The sequence below is a fragment of the Streptomyces sp. NPDC029139 genome (assembly GCF_055564335.1).
Genome location: NZ_JBVHWN010000005.1, coordinates 242,570 through 261,671, shown reverse-complemented (window position 1 = coordinate 261,671; position 19,102 = coordinate 242,570). Strand labels below are relative to the sequence as shown.

Genomic DNA, 19,102 nt, shown 5'->3' with positions numbered 1-19,102 from the left:
TCGCGAGGGGATCCCCATGACCCACGACCACGACCTCGTGCTCCGGCCCACCGCCGCGCAGACGGCCGCCGCGCTCAACCCGCCCGCCGGGCGGACCGGCGGCGACCTCGTCGTCGAGACCCTCTCCGGCCTCGGCGCGACGACCGTCTTCGGGCTCCCCGGCCAGCACGCCCTGGGCATGTTCGACGCCCTGCGCCGCTCCTCCCTGCGGTACGTCGGGCTGCGCGTCGAGAACAACGCCGGCTTCGCCGCCGACGCGTACGGCCGGACGACCGGCGAGGCGGCCCCGCTGCTGCTCTCCACCGGTCCCGGCGCGCTGATGTCCCTCGCCGCGCTCCAGGAGGCCGCCGCCGCGTCCGCTCCCGTCCTCGCGATCGGCAGCCAGGTCCCGGTGGCCGGGCTCGGCGGCGGGCGACACGGCTATCTGCACGAGCTGCGCGACCAGCAGGCGTCCTTCCGGGACATCGTGAAGTCGGTTCACACCGTCCGTACGCAGTCCCAGATCCCGTCCGCCCTCGCCGCGGCCTGGGAGTCGGCGCTGACCGCCCCGCACGGGCCGGTGTGGGTGGAGATCCCGCAGGACGTGCTGCTCGCCGAGACGTCGCTGCCGGTCGTCACGGCGATGGACGCGACGCCCGAGGAGGTCGTCCCGCGCCCCGAGCTGACGGCGGTGGCGGCGCATCTCCTCGCGAACGCCGAGCGGCCCGCGATCATCGCGGGCGGTGGGGTCGTGCGCTCCGACGCGTCCGGCAAGCTGCGCGCGCTCGCCGAGCGGATCCAGGCGCCGGTCGTGACCACCTTCGGCGGCAAGGGCGCCTTCCCCTGGGAACACCCGCTCTCGCTCCAGTCCTGGCTGGAGGACCGCCACACCACCGACTTCCTGGAGGACGCGGACGTCCTGCTCGTCGTCGGCTCCGGCCTCGGCGAGCTGTCCTCGAACTACCACACCTTCACCCCGCGCGGCCGGGTGATCCAGATCGAGGCCGACGCCGGAAAGCTGGAGTCCAACCACCCGGCGCTCGGCATCCACGCGGACGCCCGCCTGGCGCTGTCCGCGCTGCTGGAGACCGTGGCGGTACGGGAGGACCCGACGGCCCCGGAGCGGGTCGCGGCGGTCCTGACGAAGGTCCGCGAGCGGATCGCGGCCCAGGACCTCGGCCTGGAGCAGCGGATCGTGGCCTCGGTCCGTGAGGCGCTGCCGGACGACTCGCCCAGCTTCTGGGACATGACGATCCTGGCGTACTGGGCCTGGTCGGCCTTCGACCCTCGGCAGCCCAACACCATGCACTCCGCCCAGGGCGCCGGCGGCCTCGGCTACGGCTTCCCCGCCGCCCTCGGCGCGGCGGCGGCCGACCCGACCCGGCCGGTCCTCGCGGTGTCCGGCGACGGCGGCGCGATGTACTCGATCGCGGAGCTGGCGACGGCCCGGCAGTACGGCTCCGACGTCACCTGGCTCATCGTGGACGACGGCGGCTACGGCATCCTGCGCGAGTACATGACGGACGCCTTCGGCGAGTCCACGGCCACCGAACTCGCCCGCCCGGACTTCGTCGCCCTGGCGGAATCCTTCGGCGTCCCGGCCACCCTCACCACCCCGGACGCCCTGACGGCCGACCTCAGGAAGGCGCTGTCGACCCCCGGCCCGTCCGTGGTGGTCCTCCCGGCACTGCTCCGCATGTTCGAACCGACGCACCTGTGACCGGTCCGGGCCGGGACCACCGGTCCGGACCCGGGACCACTACCAGTCGGGCCCCGGGACCACCACCGGTCCGGACCCGGGACCACCACCGGTCCGGTCCCAGGACCACCGGTGCCGCCCAGGACCACCGTCCGGTCCTAGGACCAAGGACCGGACCTGTGTCCGACTTCGTCACGGCGGGATGAAAACCCACCTCAGCCGCGTTGGTGCCTTCCGGTAGAGCGGGACGAACGGGAGGCACCACGTGGCGGCGGCGGGGCAGAAACAGCAGGGCTGGGCGCGCAGGCTCGCCGGGTACGCGTGGCGGTACAAGAAGAACGTCGTGCTCGCGCTCGGATCCTCCCTGGCCGGAATGGCCGTCCTCGCGCTCGTACCGCTCATCACCAAGGTGATCATCGACGACGTCATCGGTGCGAAGACCCGGTCCCTCTCCGTCTGGACCGGCCTCCTGCTCGCCGCCGCCGTCGTCGTCTACGTCCTCACGTACATCCGCCGCTACTACGGCGGACGCCTCGCCCTCGACGTCCAGCACGACCTCCGTACCGAGATGTACGGCACCATCACCCGGCTCGACGGCCGACGGCAGGACGAGCTGTCCACCGGGCAGGTCGTCGGACGGGCGACGAGCGACCTCCAGCTCATCCAGGGCCTTCTCTTCATGCTCCCGATGACGATCGGGAACATCCTGCTCTTCCTGATCTCCCTGGCCGTCATGGCCTGGCTCTCCCTCCCGCTCACCCTCGTAGCCCTCGCCGTCGCCCCCGCCCTCTGGTTCATCGCCAAGCGCAGCCGCACCCGCCTCCACCCCGCCACCTGGTACGCCCAGGCGCAGGCCGGCGTGGTCGCCGGGGTCGTCGACGGGTCCGTGACCGGCGTCCGGGTCGTCAAGGGTTTCGGGCAGGAGGACCAGGAGACCGGCAAGATCCGGGACGCCAGCCGCAAGCTCTTCGCGGGCCGGCTGCGCACGATCCGGCTGAACTCGCGCTACACCCCCGCCCTCCAGGCCGTTCCCGCCCTCGGCCAGGTCGCCGTCCTCGCCCTCGGCGGCTGGCTCGCCACCCGCGGCCAGATCACGCTCGGCACGTTCGTCGCCTTCTCCGCCTACCTCGCCTCCCTCGTCGGCCCGGTCCGGATGCTCGCCATGGTCCTCACCGTCGGCCAGCAGGCCCGCGCCGGTGTCGACCGCGTCCTGGAGCTCATCGACACCGAGCCCGCGATCAAGGACGGGACGAAGGAGCTTCCGGCCGACGCCGAGGCCACCGTCGAGTTCGACGACGTGGGCTTCGCGTACGAGGGCGCCTCCGGCACGAGACGCCCGGTCCTCGACGGCTTCTCCCTGGAGATCCGCTCCGGCGAGACCGTCGCCGTCGTCGGCGCCTCCGGCTCCGGCAAGTCCACCGTCTCGCTCCTGCTGCCGCGCTTCTACGACGTCAGCCACGGCGCCGTCCTCGTCGGCGGCCACGACGTCCGCGAGCTGACCCTCGACTCCCTGCGCGCCGCCATCGGACTCGTCCCCGAGGACAGCTTCCTCTTCTCCGACACCGTCCGCGCCAACATCGCGTACGGCCATCCGGAAGCGACCCAGGAGCAGATCGAGACCGCCGCGCGCGCCGCCCAGGCGGACCGTTTCATCGCCGAGCTGCCCGAGGGTTACGACACCAAGGTCGGCGAGCACGGCCTCACCCTCTCCGGCGGCCAGCGCCAGCGGATCGCCCTCGCCCGCGCGATCCTCACCGACCCCCGGCTGCTCCTCCTCGACGACGCCACCTCCGCCGTCGACGCGCGCGTGGAGCACGAGATCCACGAGGCCCTCGCCTCCGTGATGGCCGGGCGCACCACCCTCCTCATCGCCCACCGCCGCTCCACCCTCAACCTCGCCGACCGGATCGCCGTCCTCGACGACGGCCGGCTCTCCGACATCGGCACGCACGAGGAGCTGCAGGAGCGCTCCGCCCTCTACCGGCAGCTCCTGACGGACCCCGACGAACTCGGCGGCGTCTCGCCCGGCCACCCCGTGGCCACCGCCGCCGACGAGGCGTCCGAGGACCGCGTCCTGCGGGCCGAACTGGACGCCGAGTTCGACGCCGAGCGCGGCATCACCCCCACCCTGTGGGTACGGGAGGAGACCGCCGAGGAGTCCCAGGCGCCGGGAGCCACCCCCGAACTGCTCGCCGCCGTCGAGGCGCTCCCGCCCGCCACCGACACCCCGGATGTCGACGAGGCGCAGGCCGTCACCCCCGAGGAGTCGTACGGGCTGCGCCGGCTGCTGCGCGGCTTCGGCCTCCCGCTGCTCGTCAGCCTCGGCCTCGTCGCCGTCGACGCGGGAATGGGCCTGCTCCTGCCCGTACTGATCCGGCACGGCATCGACGAGGGCGTCAACCAGCTCGCCATCGGCGCCGTCTGGGCCGCATCCGCCCTCGCCCTGCTGACCGTGCTCGTGCAGTGGGTCGCGCAGACCGCCGAGATCCGGATGACCGGCCGCACCGGCGAGCGGGTCCTCTACGCGCTCCGGCTGAAGATCTTCGCCCAGCTCCAGCGGCTGGGCCTCGACTACTACGAGCGCGAGCTGACCGGCCGGATCATGACCCGGATGACGACGGACGTGGACGCCCTGTCCACCTTCCTCCAGACGGGTCTCGTCACCGCGTTCGTCTCCGTCGTGACCTTCTTCGGCATCATGGTCGCGCTGCTCGTGCTCGACCTCCAGCTCGCCCTGGTCGTCTTCGCGACCCTGCCGGTCCTCGCCGTCGCCACGTACTTCTTCCGCCGCTCCAGCGTGAAGGCGTACGAACTGGCACGGGAGCGGATCAGCGTCGTCAACGCCGACCTCCAGGAGTCCGTCGCCGGACTCCGGATCGTGCAGGCATTCCGCCGCGAGCGCTCGGGAGCCGCCCGGTTCGCGGCCCGCAGCGACGAGTACCGCGAGGCCCGCGTCCGCGGCCAGTGGCTGATCTCGATCTACTTCCCCTTCGTCACGATGCTGTCGTCCCTGGCCGCCGCGGCCGTGCTGATCGTCGGCGCGCAGCGCGTCGAGGCGGGCACGCTGACCACCGGCGCGCTCGTGGCGTACCTCCTCTACATCGACCTCTTCTTCGCGCCCGTGCAGCAGCTCTCGCAGGTCTTCGACGGCTACCAGCAGGCCGCCGTCTCGCTGAAGCGGATGCAGGAGCTCCTTCAGGAGCCGACATCGACCGTCGCCGCCGACAAACCCCTGGACGTGCCGTCGCTGCGCGGAGACATCGCCTTCGAGAACGTCTCCTTCGCCTACAACTCCGAGGAGGCCGCCCTCAGCGGGGTCGATCTGCGCATCCCCGCCGGGCAGACCGTCGCCTTCGTCGGGGAGACGGGCGCCGGGAAGTCCACGTTGGTCAAGCTGGTCGCCCGGTTCTACGACCCGACGAGCGGCCGGGTCGTGGTGGACGGCACGGACCTGCGGGACCTGGACCTCACCGCCTACCGCCACCGGCTCGGGGTCGTGCCCCAGGAGGCGTACCTGTTCGCCGGGACGGTCCGTGACGCCATCGCGTACGGCCGGCCCGAGGCGACCGACGCCGAGGTCGAGGCGGCGGCCCGCGCGGTCGGCGCCCACGACATGATCGCGACCCTGGACGGCGGCTACCTCCACGAGGTCGCGGAGCGCGGACGCAACCTCTCGGCGGGCCAGCGGCAGCTGATCGCGCTGGCCCGCGCCGAGCTCGTCGATCCGGACATCCTGCTCCTCGACGAGGCCACGGCCGCCCTGGACCTGGCCACCGAGGCCCAGGTCAACCAGGCCACCGACCGCCTGGCCGGCCGCCGCACCACCCTGGTCGTCGCCCACCGCCTCACCACCGCAGCCGGGGCGGACCGCGTGATCCTCATGGCGCACGGCCGCGTCGCCGAGGACGGCACCCACGACGAACTGCTCGCGCGGGGCGGGATGTACGCGGAGCTGTGGCGGACGTTCATCGGTGAGGAGGAACCGGCGACGGCGGTCTGAGTACGACAGCGGATTCCGCCGTCCGCAGGGCCCGTGTTGAATCGGCGCCATGAGCAACGAGCACCCCGCCCGGGCCCGCGCCGCGGCCACCGACGCCTCCGTACTCCGGAACCCGGCGGCCTACCGGCTGCGCACCCGCGCCCTGTGGTGGGGCCTGGCCCTGGTGCCCGCGACCGTCGTGGTCGTGTTCCTGAGCCTGACCACGACCGAGGGCTCCCGCTGCGTTCTCGAAGGGGACTGCGGAACCGCCCCCGGCTGGCTCTACCTCGTCTCCCTCGCGGTCGCGGCCGGCGCCTGGATCCACACCCTCACCACCCCGGACGGCCCCGGCCCCGCACCGTCCCGCAAGGCCGCGTTCTGGACGATGATCGGCGCCGAGTGTGTGTTCCTGCTGCTCGTCGCCTCCTACTTCAGCGGCTAGCAGGTGCCTTGCGGATCTTCCGGGCTCGCGGTCCGATCCACAAGTCACGGCCTAGTGGCCCGAGTTGCTGCCTCCAGGAACGGGCGTGCCGTTCGGGCCCTGGTGGTCGATGAGGACCACCGGCGGATTACCGCCGAGTTGTTGCCAGATAGTCACCAGCGCCACCACCTGTGCGACGAACAGGGCGACCTGCGCCGACGCGGTGCGCATCTGGTAGAGCGACAGCAGAAGTCCCATTCTGGTGGGCCAGTAATGCCGTTCTTGCCGGAAGGTGTCGATGTCCATCAGCATGCCGGTCGTCGTCAGGACGAGCGTCATCAGCGCCGCGTGGAGCGCGGTCGTGCCGATCGGCTGGCCCACCACCACGCTGGCCAGCAGGTCCACCAGCCAGGGCAGGGCGTAGACGAGCGCCAGGCTGAAGCCGCGGCCCGGGCCGCGGCGCAGGGGCAGCACCCGCCACAGCGCCCCGAGCGTGAACCCGGCCCCCGCCCAGATCACCGCCTGGCTCACCAGATACGTCAGCATGCCCACGAAGCCGAACTGATAACTGAACGTGTCCACCCACAGGGTGCCCCGGACTGCGTCGGCCCAGAAGAGCACTCCCGTGGCAGGCAGTCCTACCAGCGAGGCGATGGCCGCCGCCCGGCACGCGTTGGCCCACCAGCTCGCCCGCGGTCCCCAGGCCAGCGCCAGCTCCACCGGACCGACCGTGTGCGGAAGGGGGACGCGGGCGTGCGGATGCCCGGGGTTCGGCGGGGTCCAGCGGTGCAGCCGGTCCAGCTTCCGCTCGATGGCCGCCCGCTCTCCCTCCGTCTGCCCCTGCTCGAGCCGGCGCAGCTCGGCGTGCAGCTCGCGGTGCTGGCGCGCCATGTGCATCAGTCGGGTCCTGTGCCGCTCCCCGACGACACGGTGGAGCGGAACACCGGGGAGGAGCTCGCGGGAGAGCACGGAGTACTTCCGGCCCAGCCCGAGCAGCGCGGTCATCGGAAACCAGAGGACGACGAGCGACAGCAGGGGCACCGGCACCCCGCCGTACAGACCCAAGACGGGCGCCACCGCCACCACGAAGAGAAGCTTGAGCAGCAGCGGGTCGTGTGGACGCAGCCCCTCGCCGGTGTGCCCGGGCGCACCCTGCCGTGCCCGGGCGAGGGCGACGAGGGCGAGAGAGGTCACCCACCACCAGATCGTGCCGCTCGCCCAGTCGGCGAAGTTGGAGGCGAACCACCGCTGGTCGTTGAAGATGGTGGCCGACCGGAACAGCGCGTAATCATTGCCCTGGCCGTGGTCGGTGAGCCACGACACCCGGTCCCACCAGTGCGCCGCGGCCCACAGGCTGCCCGCGGGAACGGTGCAGGAGACAAGGGTGATGCCGGCGAGGACGGCGGGGGAGAAGCGACCGCTGAGGGCGGCGCCACCCGGGGAGGAGGCCCGCCACACCCGCAGGCAGCTGCTCACCAGCCCCACGAGCCAGACGAACACCAGGGCGGCACAGCCGAGGGCGAACCAGTACAGCCCGCCCGCCGCGTCGTAGGTCTCGACCTCCTCGGGGTGGTCGATCCAGTACAGGACCATGGCCGGTGGCAGCCCGAAGTGGGTGGGCGTGAAGGCCAGGAAGCCGACGTATCCGAGCGCCACCGCCACGGCGGCGAGGGCGATCCGGCCGGGCCGGCCGAGGACGCACAGCAGCCCGCCCAGGAGCGCCGTCACGGCCAGATGGACCGCCTGCCGGTGGTCCGCGTACAGGTAGCCGCCCGGCAACTCCTCCAGGTAGTACAGGACATGATCGTCCAAGGCGTGGACCAGGGTGATCGTGAACCAGGTCCAGGCCACCGCGCGGAGGTTCCGACGGGCTGCCTCCTCCTCGGGCGTGGGCAGCGCCCAGGGCGGTTGGTGCCGGAGCCGTCGGACCAGCACCAGGGTCGTCACGAAGACGACGACGTCCCAGGAGAGCCAGGCCAGGATGTCGGCCCGGTCCCACGGCTGGGTCGCCCAGCGTGCGGCGTTCGCTTTCGTGGCGGGCGGTTGCAGCTCCAGGTGGAGACGGGACGGGGGGCCCGGGGTCGCCGCCGTCCCGTTCCAGGTCAGTACGGTCGAGGACCCCGCCGTCGGCGCGGGAATCACGGAACGCGCGGGCCGGCCCCCGAGGTCGATCCGCACCCTGCTCCACGCGGAGCGGGTCAGCGAGTCGGGGGACTTGAGCTCCAGGTGCCAGGTGCGGTTGCCCGCGTCGATGTGCCAGGGCCCGACGTGCCGTTCTCCCTTCGCGGAGACCCAGGTGACGGCCTGCTGTTCCACCGTGACCCATGTCTTGTCGGCTGTGACCCGGGGCTGTTTGTACTGCCACTCCGTGTCGCGGTACTGCGTCGGCTCCTCGGAGGAGCGCAGCAGACAGCGCATGGCCGTCCGGTAGTCCTCGGTGTCCCTGTTCAGGATCAGTGCGGACGACCACATCCAGCCGTGCGGCACCTTGATCACGAGCACGCTCGTCACCTTGGTCGAGTACTGCCCGTCGTGCGCGATCTGGACCGAGGCGGTGACCTGGGCCCGGCTCAGCGTCCGCTTGACGCAGACGTTGTCGGGTGGCTCCTCCGCGGCGTGCGCGGTCCCGAACGATGCGAGACTCCCCGCCAGAACGAGCAGGATGACGAGCGAACGGATCGCCCCGGCGAACGTACCGCGTGATGCCCCTGAACAGCCCACCTGAGAACCCCCGCCCCCTCGGCCCGAGCGGGAAAGCGTATCGAATGACAGCAACCGAATCCGCTCCCCGTGCGTCGTACGCATGTATGGACGGAGTTGAGGGAGGGGTGCGTGTGTTCGGTGGGGTGCGGGCTGCTCGGCGGTCCCTCGCGTATCTGCTCGCCCTCGTGCTCGGCGTCGGCGTCCTGACGCTCGCCGGGCCCGGAACGGCGTCGGCCGACGCCGCCTCGCTCTGCAGCGGCCGCCCCAGCAAGACCATCACCTTCGCCACCGGCGAGCTGCGCCTCTACCGCAGCCGTCAGTACGTCTGCGCCCTCACCGTCGCCAAGGTCCCCGGGCCGCGCCGCGCCATGTCCGTCGCCCTCCAGCCGCGCGGCGGGCGGCCCGCCGTCGACAGCGGGCGCTTCACCCGCCAGGCCGGGCCCGTCACCGTGCACGCCCTCAACCGCTGTGTCCGCGCCACCGGTACCGTCGCCGGCCGGAGCGGATCGACGGGCTGGGTCCTGTGCTGACACGGGGCCGGACCGCACGGAACCGCATGCGATCCGCACGAACCCCCACCGAACCCGCGCCGAAACCTGTGGCCTTGTGAAGGTAAGGGCCAACTGGGTCTGGCGGCACCCACGTTGCCCCCGCTAGGTTCGCGACACCGTTGTGAATCAAGGGGAGGGTCAATGCGTAAGTCGCTGAGATGGCTGGCGTCGCTCACGGTGCTCATAGGCACCGTCGGTGCGACCGGTGCGGCTACCGCCGCGGAGCCGGCCACCGGCACCTTCGGCGGTACGGCCGCCGAGGCGTCCGCCACCGCGGACATCAAGGACCGCATCCTGGCGATCCCCGGGATGAGCCTCATCGAGGAGAAGCCGTACGCCGGCTACCGCTACTTCGTGCTCGACTACGTCCAGCCGATCGACCACCGCCGCCCGTGGAAGGGCACGTTCAAGCAGCGGATCTCCGTCCTCCACAAGGACACCGACCGCCCGACCGTCTTCCACACCAGCGGCTACTCGCTGAGCACCACGCCCAGCCGCCGCGAGCCCACCCGGATCATCGACGGCAACCAGGTCTCCATGGAGTACCGGTTCTTCACGCCGTCCCGGCCCCAGCCCGCCGACTGGTCCAAGCTGGACATCTGGCAGGCCGCGAGCGACCAGCACCGCATCTTCACCGCCCTGAAGAAGATCTACGGGCAGAAGTGGCTCTCCACCGGTGCCTCCAAGGGCGGTATGACGGCCACGTACTACGAGCGCTTCTACCCGCGTGACATGGACGGCGTCGTCGCGTACGTCGCGCCCAACGACGTGGTGAACAAGGAGGACTCCGCGTACGACAGGTTCTTCGAGACCGTCGGGACCAAGGAGTGCCGCGACCGCCTCAACGCGATGCAGCGCGAGGCGCTCGTCCGCCGCGAGCCGCTCCAGAAGAAGTACAAGGAGTGGGCCGAGACCGAGGGCGCCACCTTCAACACCGTCGGCTCCCTCGACAAGGCGTACGAGGCCGTCGTCCTCGACTTCGTCTGGGGCTTCTGGCAGTACTCGAACGAGTCCGACTGCGCCTCGATCCCGGACGCCGGCACGGCGAGCGACGACACGGTCTACGAGACCATCGACGCCATCTCCGGCTGGTCCTTCTACACCGACCAGGGCCTCGAGCCGTACACCCCGTACTACTACCAGGCGGCGACCCAGCTCGGCTCGCCCAGCATCAAGCTGCCGCACCTGGACGGCCTGACCCGCTACGGCTACCAGCCCGCGCGGGACTTCGTGCCGCGCGAGATCCCGACGACGTTCCAGCCGTGGGTCATGCGCGACGTCGACAACTGGGTCCGCAGGAACGCGCACCAGATGCTGTTCGTGTACGGCGCCAACGACCCGTGGGGAGCGGAGCCCTTCCGTCTCGGCAAGGGCGTCCGGGACAGCTACGTGTACACGGCCCCCGGCGCCAACCACGGTGCCAATGTCGCCGGTCTCGTCGAGGACGAGCGCGCCAAGGCCACGGCGCGCATCCTCGCCTGGGCCGGGGTCGACGCCCCGACGGCCGCCGCCGCGCAGCCGCTGGCCCGCTTCGACGCCCGTCTGGACAAGGCGGTCGACGAGGAGCTGACCCGGGAGCACGGCGTACGTCCGTAGGCCCGAGCGCCCTCGGGCCGTGGATGTGGACCCCCCGATCTCCTCGTGCGGAGCATCGGGGGGTCCGCGTCCTCAGGGACGTTCCGCGTAGGACAGGCCGTGGCCGACCGGGTACAGCACCCGCGCCGGATCGTCCGCCCGTTGGACGGGCACGGGCAGGCGCCCCCGCGGCCGGGCGTGGCCCGCGATCACCCGGACCGCGGCCCGCAGTTCGACATCGGTCCAGGAGTACGCGGCGACGGTCGCCCGCTGCCCGGTGAGCCGGGCGATGTCGTACGGGTTGCGGATCGCGACCGTCACGACCGGCACACCGGTGGCGACGAGCCTAGAGACCAGCGTGCGCTGCGGGCTGGTCGCCGAGACGTTGTACGTGCCCACGACGACGACGTCCTTGCCGGCCGCCGCGGCCACCGCCTCGTCGATCTTCGCCGCGGTCGGGGTGATTCCCGTGGACAGCGCCGTGGCGGCGAAGCCCAGTTCGGTGAAGGCCGTCGCGAGAGTGGTGGTCGGGGGCCCGGTGGTGCCGGAGGGCGAGGCCGGGTCGGCGCCGACGACCAGCACCTTGCCGTGGCTGAGCCGGCTGATCGGCAGGAACCCTCCCTCGTTGAGGAGCAGGGTCGTGGTTCCCTCGGCGATCCGGTCGGCCTGGGCGAGGTGATCGGCGCTGCCGACCGTACGGTCCACTCCGGCGGCCGTGACGAACGGCTTGTGGAACAGCCCCAGCCGGGCCTTGAGGCGCAGAATCCGCAGGATCGATTCGTCAAGCCGGGCCTCGGTCAGCTCGCCGGTCCTGACGGCCTGGAGGACCGCGTTCCAGGCGATGTCCAGCTTCGGCGGGTTGAGCAGCTGGTCGACACCGGCCTTCAGCGCGAGGACCGGCACACGCTCGTCGCCGTACTTCGTCCGGACCCCCTCCATGCCGAGCGAGTCCGTCACGACCACGCCGTCGTAACCGAGTTCCTCACGCAGGATGCCGGTCAGGATCGGGCGGGAGAGGGTCGCCGGGTCGCCGCTCGGATCGAGCGCGGGCACGACGATGTGCGCGGTCATGATCGAGTCGATGCCGGCGGCGATCGCGGACCGGAACGGCGGGGCGTCCAGCTCCTCCCACTGCTCTCGGGTGTGTGTGATGGTCGGCAGGCCGTAGTGGCTGTCGACGGCGGTGTCGCCGTGCCCCGGGAAGTGCTTTGCGGTCGCCGCGACCCCGGCCCGCTGATAGCCCCTGACCTGGGCCGCGACCAGATCGGCGACGGCCTGCGGGTCGGAGCCGAACGAACGGACCCCGATGACCGGGTTGGCGGGGTTGACGTTGACGTCCGCGACCGGCGCGTAGTTCTGCCGTATGCCGACGGCGGCCAGCTCGGCGCCCGCGATCCGCGCGGCCCGACGGGCGTCGGAGTGCGAGCCTCCCGCGCCGAGCGCCATGGCACCGGGCAGCAGGGTGGCCGGTTCGCCGACCCGGCAGACGATGCCGTGCTCCTGGTCGGTGGAGATCAGCAGGGGGACGGGCGTGGGCTGGGCCAGGCCCGCACGCTGGATGCCGTTGGAGAGCTCGGCGATCTGGCGCGGGTCGCGGGTGTTGTGCGCCCAGCTGAAGTAGATGACGCCGCCGACGTGGTACTTCTCGACGAGTTCGGCGGCGGTGCGGACGCCGATCTCCTGGAGGTTGGCGTCGATGTCGGCCTGGTCGGGGGCGGTGGCGGAGTGGCCGTAGACCCGCATGACGAAGAGCTGGCCGACCTTCTCCTCCAGCGACATGCGGGAGATGAGCCGCTGGAGCTTGCGGTCGTCGGACCCGGACCCGGACTCGGCGTGGGCGAGGGGGGCGGTCACACCGGTGACGGCGGCGGCCGCGGCGGCGGCGGTGACGGTGAGGAGGGTGCGTCTGGAGGTGGCGCGGTGGTGCACTGATGCTCCTTCCGGCCGTGCAAGGTTGAAGGAAACTTCCAAGGAGTCACGGATAGCCCGAAAGTAACTGCCAGGTCAAGGACCCGCGCAGGAATCGGTCGTTCGGGTCGGTCGTGTGCTCGGTGGAACCTCGTGGGGCGCCTGGGCGGGCCGCCCGGCCGGGTGAAGGGCCTGGACGGGTCCGTCGCTCAGGTCGCCGAGGACGCGACCCGGGGCCACAGCTCCTGGAGCGTGCGGACCGTCTCCCTGATCGCGGGGCGCCGGGCCGCGCCCGTACGCCACAGGGCGTGCAGGCGGCGCATCGGCATCGGGTCCAGCCGGACCGGGGTCACCTCGGGCGGCAGCGCCCCCCGGCCCAGGCGCGGCACCATCGCGATCCCGAGCCCCGCGGCGACCAGCGCGACCTGCGTGTGGTTCTCCTCCGCCTGGTGGACGACGTGCGGCTCGTACCCGGTGGCCCGCAGCGTCTGGAGCAGCCAGTCGTGGCACACCGTCCCCGGCGGCTGCGTGATCCACCGCTCGTCCGCCAGCTCCTCCCGCCGTACCGTCTCCCGCGCCGCCAGGCGGTGGTCCCGGGGGACGAGGACGTCGCACAGGTCGTCGCCGATCACCGCCTGTTCCACCCCCGGCGGAGTCGGCAGCGGCGCGATGTCCCAGTCGTGGGCCACGGCGAGGTCGATCACACCCCGGGCGACGAGGTCGATCGAGACATGCGGGTCCACCTCCGTCAGCCGGGCGTCGAGCGCGGGGTGACGGGCCGCCAGCTCGGCGAGCGCGCCGGGCATCAGGCCACGCGCGGCGCTAGCGAAGCAGCCGATCGCCAGGCGCCCCGCGGGCAGCCCCCGCCGCTCTTCGAGCCGTACCTCCGCCTCCTCCACGATCGACAGCAACTTCTCCGCCGTGGCCGCCAGTTGGTGCGCCTCGTCGGTGAGCCGCACCCCGCGCCCCTGACGTTCGAGGAGGGTGGTGCGGGTCTCCCGTTCCAGTTTCGCGATCTGCTGGGAGACGGCGGACGGGGTGTAGCCGAGGGCGGCTGCCGCGGCGCCCACGGTTCCGTGCACGGCGACGGCGTGGAGGGCGCGCAGGCGTCCGAGATCCAGCACGGTGGCCCCTTCCGGGCTCGATGAAGCGTTGCTTCATCCAACCATGAAGAAGATTTCGCTGGTGCTACACGGTTCCGGGCGGTGATGCTGCCTCCCATGCGCCCCGCACACATCACCCTGGCCGCGCTCGTCGCCGCCGTCTGGGGAGTCAACTTCGTCGTCATCGAGATCGGCCTCGACCACTTCCCGCCGCTGCTCTTCTCCGCCCTGCGCTTCCTCGCCGCCGCACTGCCCGCCGTCTTCCTCGTCGGCCGTCCCAAGGTCGCGTGGAAGTGGATCCTGGGCGTCGGACTCGTGCTGGGCGTGGTCAAGTTCAGCCTGCTGTTCACCGGCATGGACCTGGGCGCCCCCGCCGGGCTCTCCTCCCTGATCCTGCAGGTACAAGCGGTCTTCACGGCCCTCTTCGCCTTCGTCGCGCTCGGCGAACGGCCCGGCGGGCTGAAGATCGCGGGCATGGCGGTCGCGCTCGCCGGCATCGGCGTCGCGGCCGTCGACGAGGGCGCCTCCGGTCCGCTCGCCGGCTTCGCGCTGTGCATCGCGGCGGCGGCCTGCTGGGGCGTCTCCAACGTGCTCACCCGCAAGGCGTCCCCGCCCGACGCCCTCAACTTCATGGTCTGGGTCAGCACCGTGCCGATCCTGCCGCTGCTGGCCCTCTCCCTCCTCCTGGAAGGGCCCGAGCGCGACCTCGAGGCGCTGCGCGGACTCGACTGGACCGGCGTGGGCGTCATCGTCTACGTCGCGTGGGTCACCACCGTCTTCGGCTTCGGCGCCTGGGGCTGGCTCCTGCGCCGCTACCCGGCCTCCTCGGTGGCCCCCTTCTCCCTCCTGGTCCCGGTATTCGGGATGTCCTCGGCCGCCCTCTTCCTCGGCGAGGGCATCAGCGGCCTGCGCTGGTGCGCGGCGGCTCTGTTGGTCGGGGGCGTGGCGCTGACCTCGCTCGCGCCGGCGAGGAGCGCGGGCGGCGGGACGCCGGCCGGGCGGCCCGGCGGCGCGGGGGAGGCGGAGGAGCGGGAATCCCCGGTGCCCGGCGGCGTGGGGGAGGCGGAGGGGCGGGAATCCCCGGTGCCCGGCGGCGCGGGGCGGGCGCGTTAGGGTCCGGTGTCCTGGATCTCGTACCCGTCGATCGCGAACCGGCGCCCGGAGCGGTGCTGTTGAGCGGCATCCCCGACGGTGGGAAGTCGACCGTGGCGGCCGGCCTCGCCGCCCGGTTCGCGAGGTCCGCGCACATCGAGGTCGACGAGTTGCGGGAGCTCATCGTCGGTGGGGGCCGCCGGCCGACGACGGAGCACGACCCGGAGGCCGACCGGCAGATCTTCCAGGCGGTCACCGCGGTCACCGCGGTCACCGCGGTCCTGAAGGCGACGGGCGTGAAAGCCCACGCGCGCGTGGCGTAGCGGCAGCCGGGCTCGGCCACCCCCGCGGGCCAGGGGTCCGGCCTCCGGCGCGGGCGGGCAGCCCGCAGGCCGCACGAACGGCCGGGAGCCACGCGCGCGTGGCGTCGGCGAGGCCTGTCCGGTCACCGGCGAGCGCTGGACGCCGGATCCCGCCGGACCCTCCGGCCCTGCTGACCCCCCACCCGGGCGCCGGCAGGCGCGCGCCGCTCTCCGCGCGCGCCGCTCTCCGCGCGCGCCGCTCTCCGCGCCGGCGCCGGTCACCCGCGAAGGGCCTGCACCCTCACTCCCGTGGGGGTGCTGTCGAGTCGCGGACCAGCAGTTCCGCCGGGATCGTCGCCAGGCCACCCGGAGGGGCCTCCTCCGTGCCCATCGCGAGCCGCCCCGCCCGCGCGCCCGCCTCCTGGAGCGGCAGTCGTACGGTCGTCAGGGCGGGGACCGCGTCGACCGAGAACGGCAGGTCGTCGAAGCCCGCCACCGACACGTCCTCCGGGATGCGCAGCCCCCGGTCCCGGAGCGCCGCGCACGCGCCCAGCGCGACCGTGTCGTTCGCCGCCACCACCGCCGTCAACGACGGCTCGCGGTCCAGGAGTTCGAGCGTCGCGTCGTAGCCGGAGCCCCGGTCGTACGAGCCGTGGACGGTGGGCCCCTCCGGGACCCCCGCCGCGGCCAGCGCCTCCCGGTGGCCCTCCAGCCGGTGCCGGGTCGTCGTCCGGTCCGCCGGCCCCGCCGCGTAACCGATCCGCCGGTGCCCGAGCGCCAGCAGGTGCTCGGTGAGCCGCCGCGCCCCCGCCCTGTTGTCGAAGGTCAGCGCCGCCACGCTCGCGTCCCCCGCCACCGGCGGCCGCCCGCACAGCACGACCCGCGTGCCCGCGTCCGTCAGCCGTGACAGCTTCGCCGCCACCGCCGCCATGTGCTCCGGGTCCTCCAGCGAGCCGCCGGTGAGGATGACGGCGGCGGCGCGCTGGCGCTGCAGGAGCGTGAGGTACGTGAGTTCGCGCTCGGGGGAGCCGCCGGTGTTGCAGACGACGGCCAGCTTCTCGCCGCCCGCCCGCCCCGACGCGCCTTCCCCGATGGCGGTCTGCGCCGCACCGGCCATGATCCCGAAGAAGGGGTCGGCGATGTCGTTGACCAGGATGCCGACCAGGTCGGACGTGGCGGCGGCGAGTGAGCTCGCCGGCCCGTTCAGGACGTAGTCCAGCTCGTCCACCGCCCGCAGCACCCGCTCCCGGGTCGAGGCGGCGACGGGGTAGTTGCCGTTCAGGACGCGGGAGACGGTGGCGGGGGACACCCGGGCACGCGCGGCCACATCCGCCAGCGTGACGGTCATCGCGTACCTCCGAGGAGAGTCGGGGAGAGTCGGCCGGACCCCTTGTCCGACGCGTTGTCGGCAGGCTAGCGTCTCTCGTCGTAGAAAGCGCTTTCTTTCCCGTGAGTGTGGAGGACCTTCGTGACACGCAGGACAGTCCGTATCGCCATGAACGGCGTCACCGGACGTATGGGCTACCGCCAGCACCTCGTCCGCTCGATCCTCGCCCTGCGCGAGCAGGGCGGCCTCGACCTCGGGAACGGCGAGACCCTCTGGCCCGAGCCCGTCCTCGTCGGCCGCCGCGAGCACGCCTTGCGCGCGCTCGCCGAGCGCCATGGCCTCACCGAGTGGTCCACCGACCTCGACGCCGTCCTCGCCGACGACTCGGTGGAGATCTACTTCGACGCCCAGGTCACCTCCGCCCGCGCCGAGGCGATCCGCAAGGCCGTCGACGCCGGCAAGCACATCTACACCGAGAAGCCGACGGCGGGAGACCTGGAGGGCGCCCTGGACCTCGCCCGGCTGGCGGCCGAGAAGGGCGTCAAGCACGGCGTCGTCCAGGACAAGATCTTCCTGCCGGGTCTGCTCAAGCTGAAGCGCCTCATCGACGGCGGCTTCTTCGGCCAGATCCTCTCCGTGCGCGGGGAGTTCGGCTACTGGGTCTTCGAGGGCGACTGGCAGGACGCCCAGCGCCCCAGCTGGAACTACCGCGCCGAGGACGGCGGCGGCATCGTCGTCGACATGTTCCCGCACTGGGAGTACGTGCTCCACGAGCTCTTCGGCCGGGTCACGAGCGTCACCGCGCACGTCGCCACGCACATCCCGCAGCGCTGGGACGAACAGGGCAAGCCGTACGCCGCGACGGCCGACGACGCCGCGTACGGCATCTTCCAGCTGGAGGGCGGAGCGGTCGCCCAGATCAACTCGTCCTGGGCCGTGCGCGTCAACCGCGACGAGCTCGTCGAGTTCCAGGTCGACGGCACCCACGGCTCGGCCGTCGCCGGCCTCCGCAACTGCCGTGTCCAGCACCGCTCGGCCACCCCCAAGCCGGTCTGGAACCCGGACATCCCGGCGACCGAACCCTTCCGAGAGCAGTGGCAGGAGGTTCCGGACAACGCCGTGTTCGACAACGGTTTCAAGGCCCAGTGGGAGCTCTTCCTGAAGCACGTCGTGCTCGACGAGCCGTACCAGTGGGACCTGCTGGCGGGCGCGCGCGGCGTGCAGCTCGCCGAGCTCGGCCTGAGGTCGTCGGCCGAGGGCCGCCGCCTTGAGGTCCCGGAGATCACGCTGTGATCCGGCTCCCCGACGGCTCCGGCGGCGTACGCGAGTACCGCCCGCGCCCGGCACGGACCCCGGCCCCCGGGGGCGGCGCCCTGACCTCCCGTACGGTCTTCTCCGCCGCCCATGTCGTCGCCGACCCGTACGCCGACACCACTCCCGACTCGCCGGCCGCCGTCGACTGGGACGCCACCCTCGCCTTCCGCCGCCACCTGTGGGCGCAGGGCCTGGGGGTCGCGGAGGCCATGGACACCGCGCAGCGTGGGATGGGCCTGGACTGGGCGGGGGCGGCCGAGCTGATCCGCCGTTCGGCGGCCGAGGCGAAGGCCGTCGGCGGCCGGATCGCCTGTGGCGTCGGCACCGACCAGCTCGCGGGCCCCGCCGATCTGGCGACGGTCCGCGCGGCGTACGAGGAACAGCTCGCCCTCGTCGAGGAGACCGGCTCCCAGGCCATCCTCATGGCGTCCCGCGCCCTCGCGGCCGTCGCCGGGGGGCCCGAGGACTATCTCGACACCTACGCCCACCTCCTGCGGCAGTCGTCCGAGCCGGTGATCCTGCACTGGCTGGGCCCGATGTTCGACCCGGCGCTGGAGGGCTACTGGGGCTCCACGGACCTGGACGTGGCCACCTCCGTCTTCCTCGACGTGATCGCGGCCCACCCGGACAAGGTCGACGGCATCAAGGTCTCCCTCCTCGACGCCCAGCGCGAGATCGACCTGCGGCGCCGCCTTCCCGAGGGCGTCCGCTGCTACACGGGCGACGACTTCCACTACCCGGAGCTGATCGCGGGGGACGAGCAGGGCTTCAGCCACGCGCTGCTCGGCATCTTCGACCCGCTGGGCCCGCTGGCCGCGGAGGCCGTCAGGATCCTGGACACCGGTGACGTCAAGGGGTTCCGCGAGCTGCTCGATCCGACCGTGGAGCTCTCCCGTCACCTCTTCCAGGCCCCGACGCGCTTCTACAAGACGGGCGTCGTCCTCCTCGCCTGGCTGGCCGGCCACCAGGATCACTTCACGATGGTCGGCGGCCTCCAGTCGGCGCGCTCGCTGCCGCACCTGGCGCGGGCGTACGAACTGGCGGACGGTCTCGGCCTGTTCCCCGACCCGGAACGGGCGGAGTCCCGGATGGTGTCCCTGCTGACGGTCCACGGAGTGGAACAGTGACTCTCGAATCTCTCTCCCGCTT

12 protein-coding genes and 1 pseudogene are annotated in these 19,102 nt (G+C 72.4%); 9 read left to right on the top strand and 4 right to left on the bottom strand.

Going from position 1 to position 19,102, the window contains the following annotated elements:
* Nucleotides 1–16 precede the first annotated feature (16 nt).
* The 3 genes from ACZ4VW_RS15100 (at nt 17) to ACZ4VW_RS15090 (ending at nt 6,099) form a co-directional block, all read left to right on the top strand.
* Nucleotides 17–1,699 carry a thiamine pyrophosphate-binding protein gene (locus ACZ4VW_RS15100; protein ID WP_467962257.1) on the top strand — a complete coding sequence of 561 codons (1,683 nt, stop codon included), beginning with the start codon at nt 17–19 and terminating at the stop codon, nt 1,697–1,699.
* 244 nt (nt 1,700–1,943) lie between these two features.
* Complete coding sequence (locus ACZ4VW_RS15095) at nt 1,944–5,678, top strand: ABC transporter ATP-binding protein (RefSeq protein ID WP_467962255.1); 3,735 nt, start codon at nt 1,944–1,946, stop codon at nt 5,676–5,678.
* Nucleotides 5,679–5,727: 49 nt separating this feature from the next.
* Nucleotides 5,728–6,099: a hypothetical protein gene (locus tag ACZ4VW_RS15090; protein ID WP_467962253.1), complete on the top strand. Its 372-nt coding sequence runs from the start codon at nt 5,728–5,730 to the stop codon at nt 6,097–6,099.
* 51 nt (nt 6,100–6,150) lie between these two features.
* On the opposite strand, the gene ACZ4VW_RS15085 is transcribed toward ACZ4VW_RS15090, so the two are convergent.
* Complete coding sequence (locus ACZ4VW_RS15085; RefSeq protein ID WP_467962251.1) at nt 6,151–8,799, bottom strand: DUF6185 family protein; 2,649 nt, start codon at nt 8,797–8,799, stop codon at nt 6,151–6,153.
* An 86-nt stretch (nt 8,800–8,885) separates the two neighbouring features.
* On the opposite strand from ACZ4VW_RS15085, the gene ACZ4VW_RS15080 reads away from it, so the two are divergent.
* A complete protein-coding gene (locus ACZ4VW_RS15080; protein WP_467962249.1) occupies nt 8,886–9,311 on the top strand; it encodes a hypothetical protein in 426 nt (141 codons plus the stop codon).
* 162 nt (nt 9,312–9,473) lie between these two features.
* Nucleotides 9,474–10,928, top strand: a complete 1,455-nt coding sequence (locus tag ACZ4VW_RS15075; RefSeq protein ID WP_467962247.1) for an aminopeptidase — start codon at nt 9,474–9,476, stop codon at nt 10,926–10,928.
* A 72-nt stretch (nt 10,929–11,000) separates the two neighbouring features.
* Here the strand turns inward: ACZ4VW_RS15075 and ACZ4VW_RS15070 are convergent, their stop codons facing one another.
* Together ACZ4VW_RS15070 and ACZ4VW_RS15065 are read right to left on the bottom strand one after the other, a co-directional pair.
* The gene (locus tag ACZ4VW_RS15070) at nt 11,001–12,836 is read right to left on the bottom strand and encodes a glycoside hydrolase family 3 protein (protein ID WP_467962245.1); all 1,836 of its coding nucleotides are present in this window, start codon (nt 12,834–12,836) and stop codon (nt 11,001–11,003) included.
* 188 nt (nt 12,837–13,024) lie between these two features.
* Nucleotides 13,025–13,939 carry a LysR family transcriptional regulator gene (locus tag ACZ4VW_RS15065; protein WP_467962243.1) on the bottom strand — a complete coding sequence of 305 codons (915 nt, stop codon included), beginning with the start codon at nt 13,937–13,939 and terminating at the stop codon, nt 13,025–13,027.
* A 96-nt stretch (nt 13,940–14,035) separates the two neighbouring features.
* Between ACZ4VW_RS15065 and ACZ4VW_RS15060 the strand changes: the two genes are divergently transcribed.
* Both ACZ4VW_RS15060 and ACZ4VW_RS15055 read left to right on the top strand, forming a co-directional pair.
* A complete protein-coding gene (locus ACZ4VW_RS15060; RefSeq protein ID WP_467962241.1) occupies nt 14,036–15,031 on the top strand; it encodes an EamA family transporter in 996 nt (331 codons plus the stop codon).
* A gap of 11 nt (nt 15,032–15,042) precedes the next feature.
* Nucleotides 15,043–15,255 (top strand): annotated as a pseudogene (locus tag ACZ4VW_RS15055) (AAA family ATPase); the annotation flags it as partial.
* Between the two features lie 358 nt (nt 15,256–15,613).
* On the opposite strand, the gene ACZ4VW_RS15050 reads toward ACZ4VW_RS15055, so the two are convergent.
* The gene (locus ACZ4VW_RS15050; RefSeq protein WP_467962240.1) at nt 15,614–16,660 is read right to left on the bottom strand and encodes a LacI family DNA-binding transcriptional regulator; all 1,047 of its coding nucleotides are present in this window, start codon (nt 16,658–16,660) and stop codon (nt 15,614–15,616) included.
* A 120-nt stretch (nt 16,661–16,780) separates the two neighbouring features.
* Between ACZ4VW_RS15050 and ACZ4VW_RS15045 the strand changes: the two genes are divergently transcribed.
* Together ACZ4VW_RS15045 and ACZ4VW_RS15040 are read left to right on the top strand one after the other, a co-directional pair.
* Entirely contained in the window at nt 16,781–17,932 is a 1,152-nt protein-coding gene (locus ACZ4VW_RS15045; protein ID WP_467962238.1) for a Gfo/Idh/MocA family protein, read from the top strand.
* Nucleotides 17,929–19,080, top strand: coding sequence for a dihydrodipicolinate synthase family protein (locus ACZ4VW_RS15040; protein ID WP_467962236.1), 1,152 nt, complete (start codon nt 17,929–17,931; stop codon nt 19,078–19,080). The genes ACZ4VW_RS15045 and ACZ4VW_RS15040 overlap by 4 nt, the downstream gene beginning before the upstream one ends.
* Nucleotides 19,081–19,102: the final 22 nt, after the last annotated feature.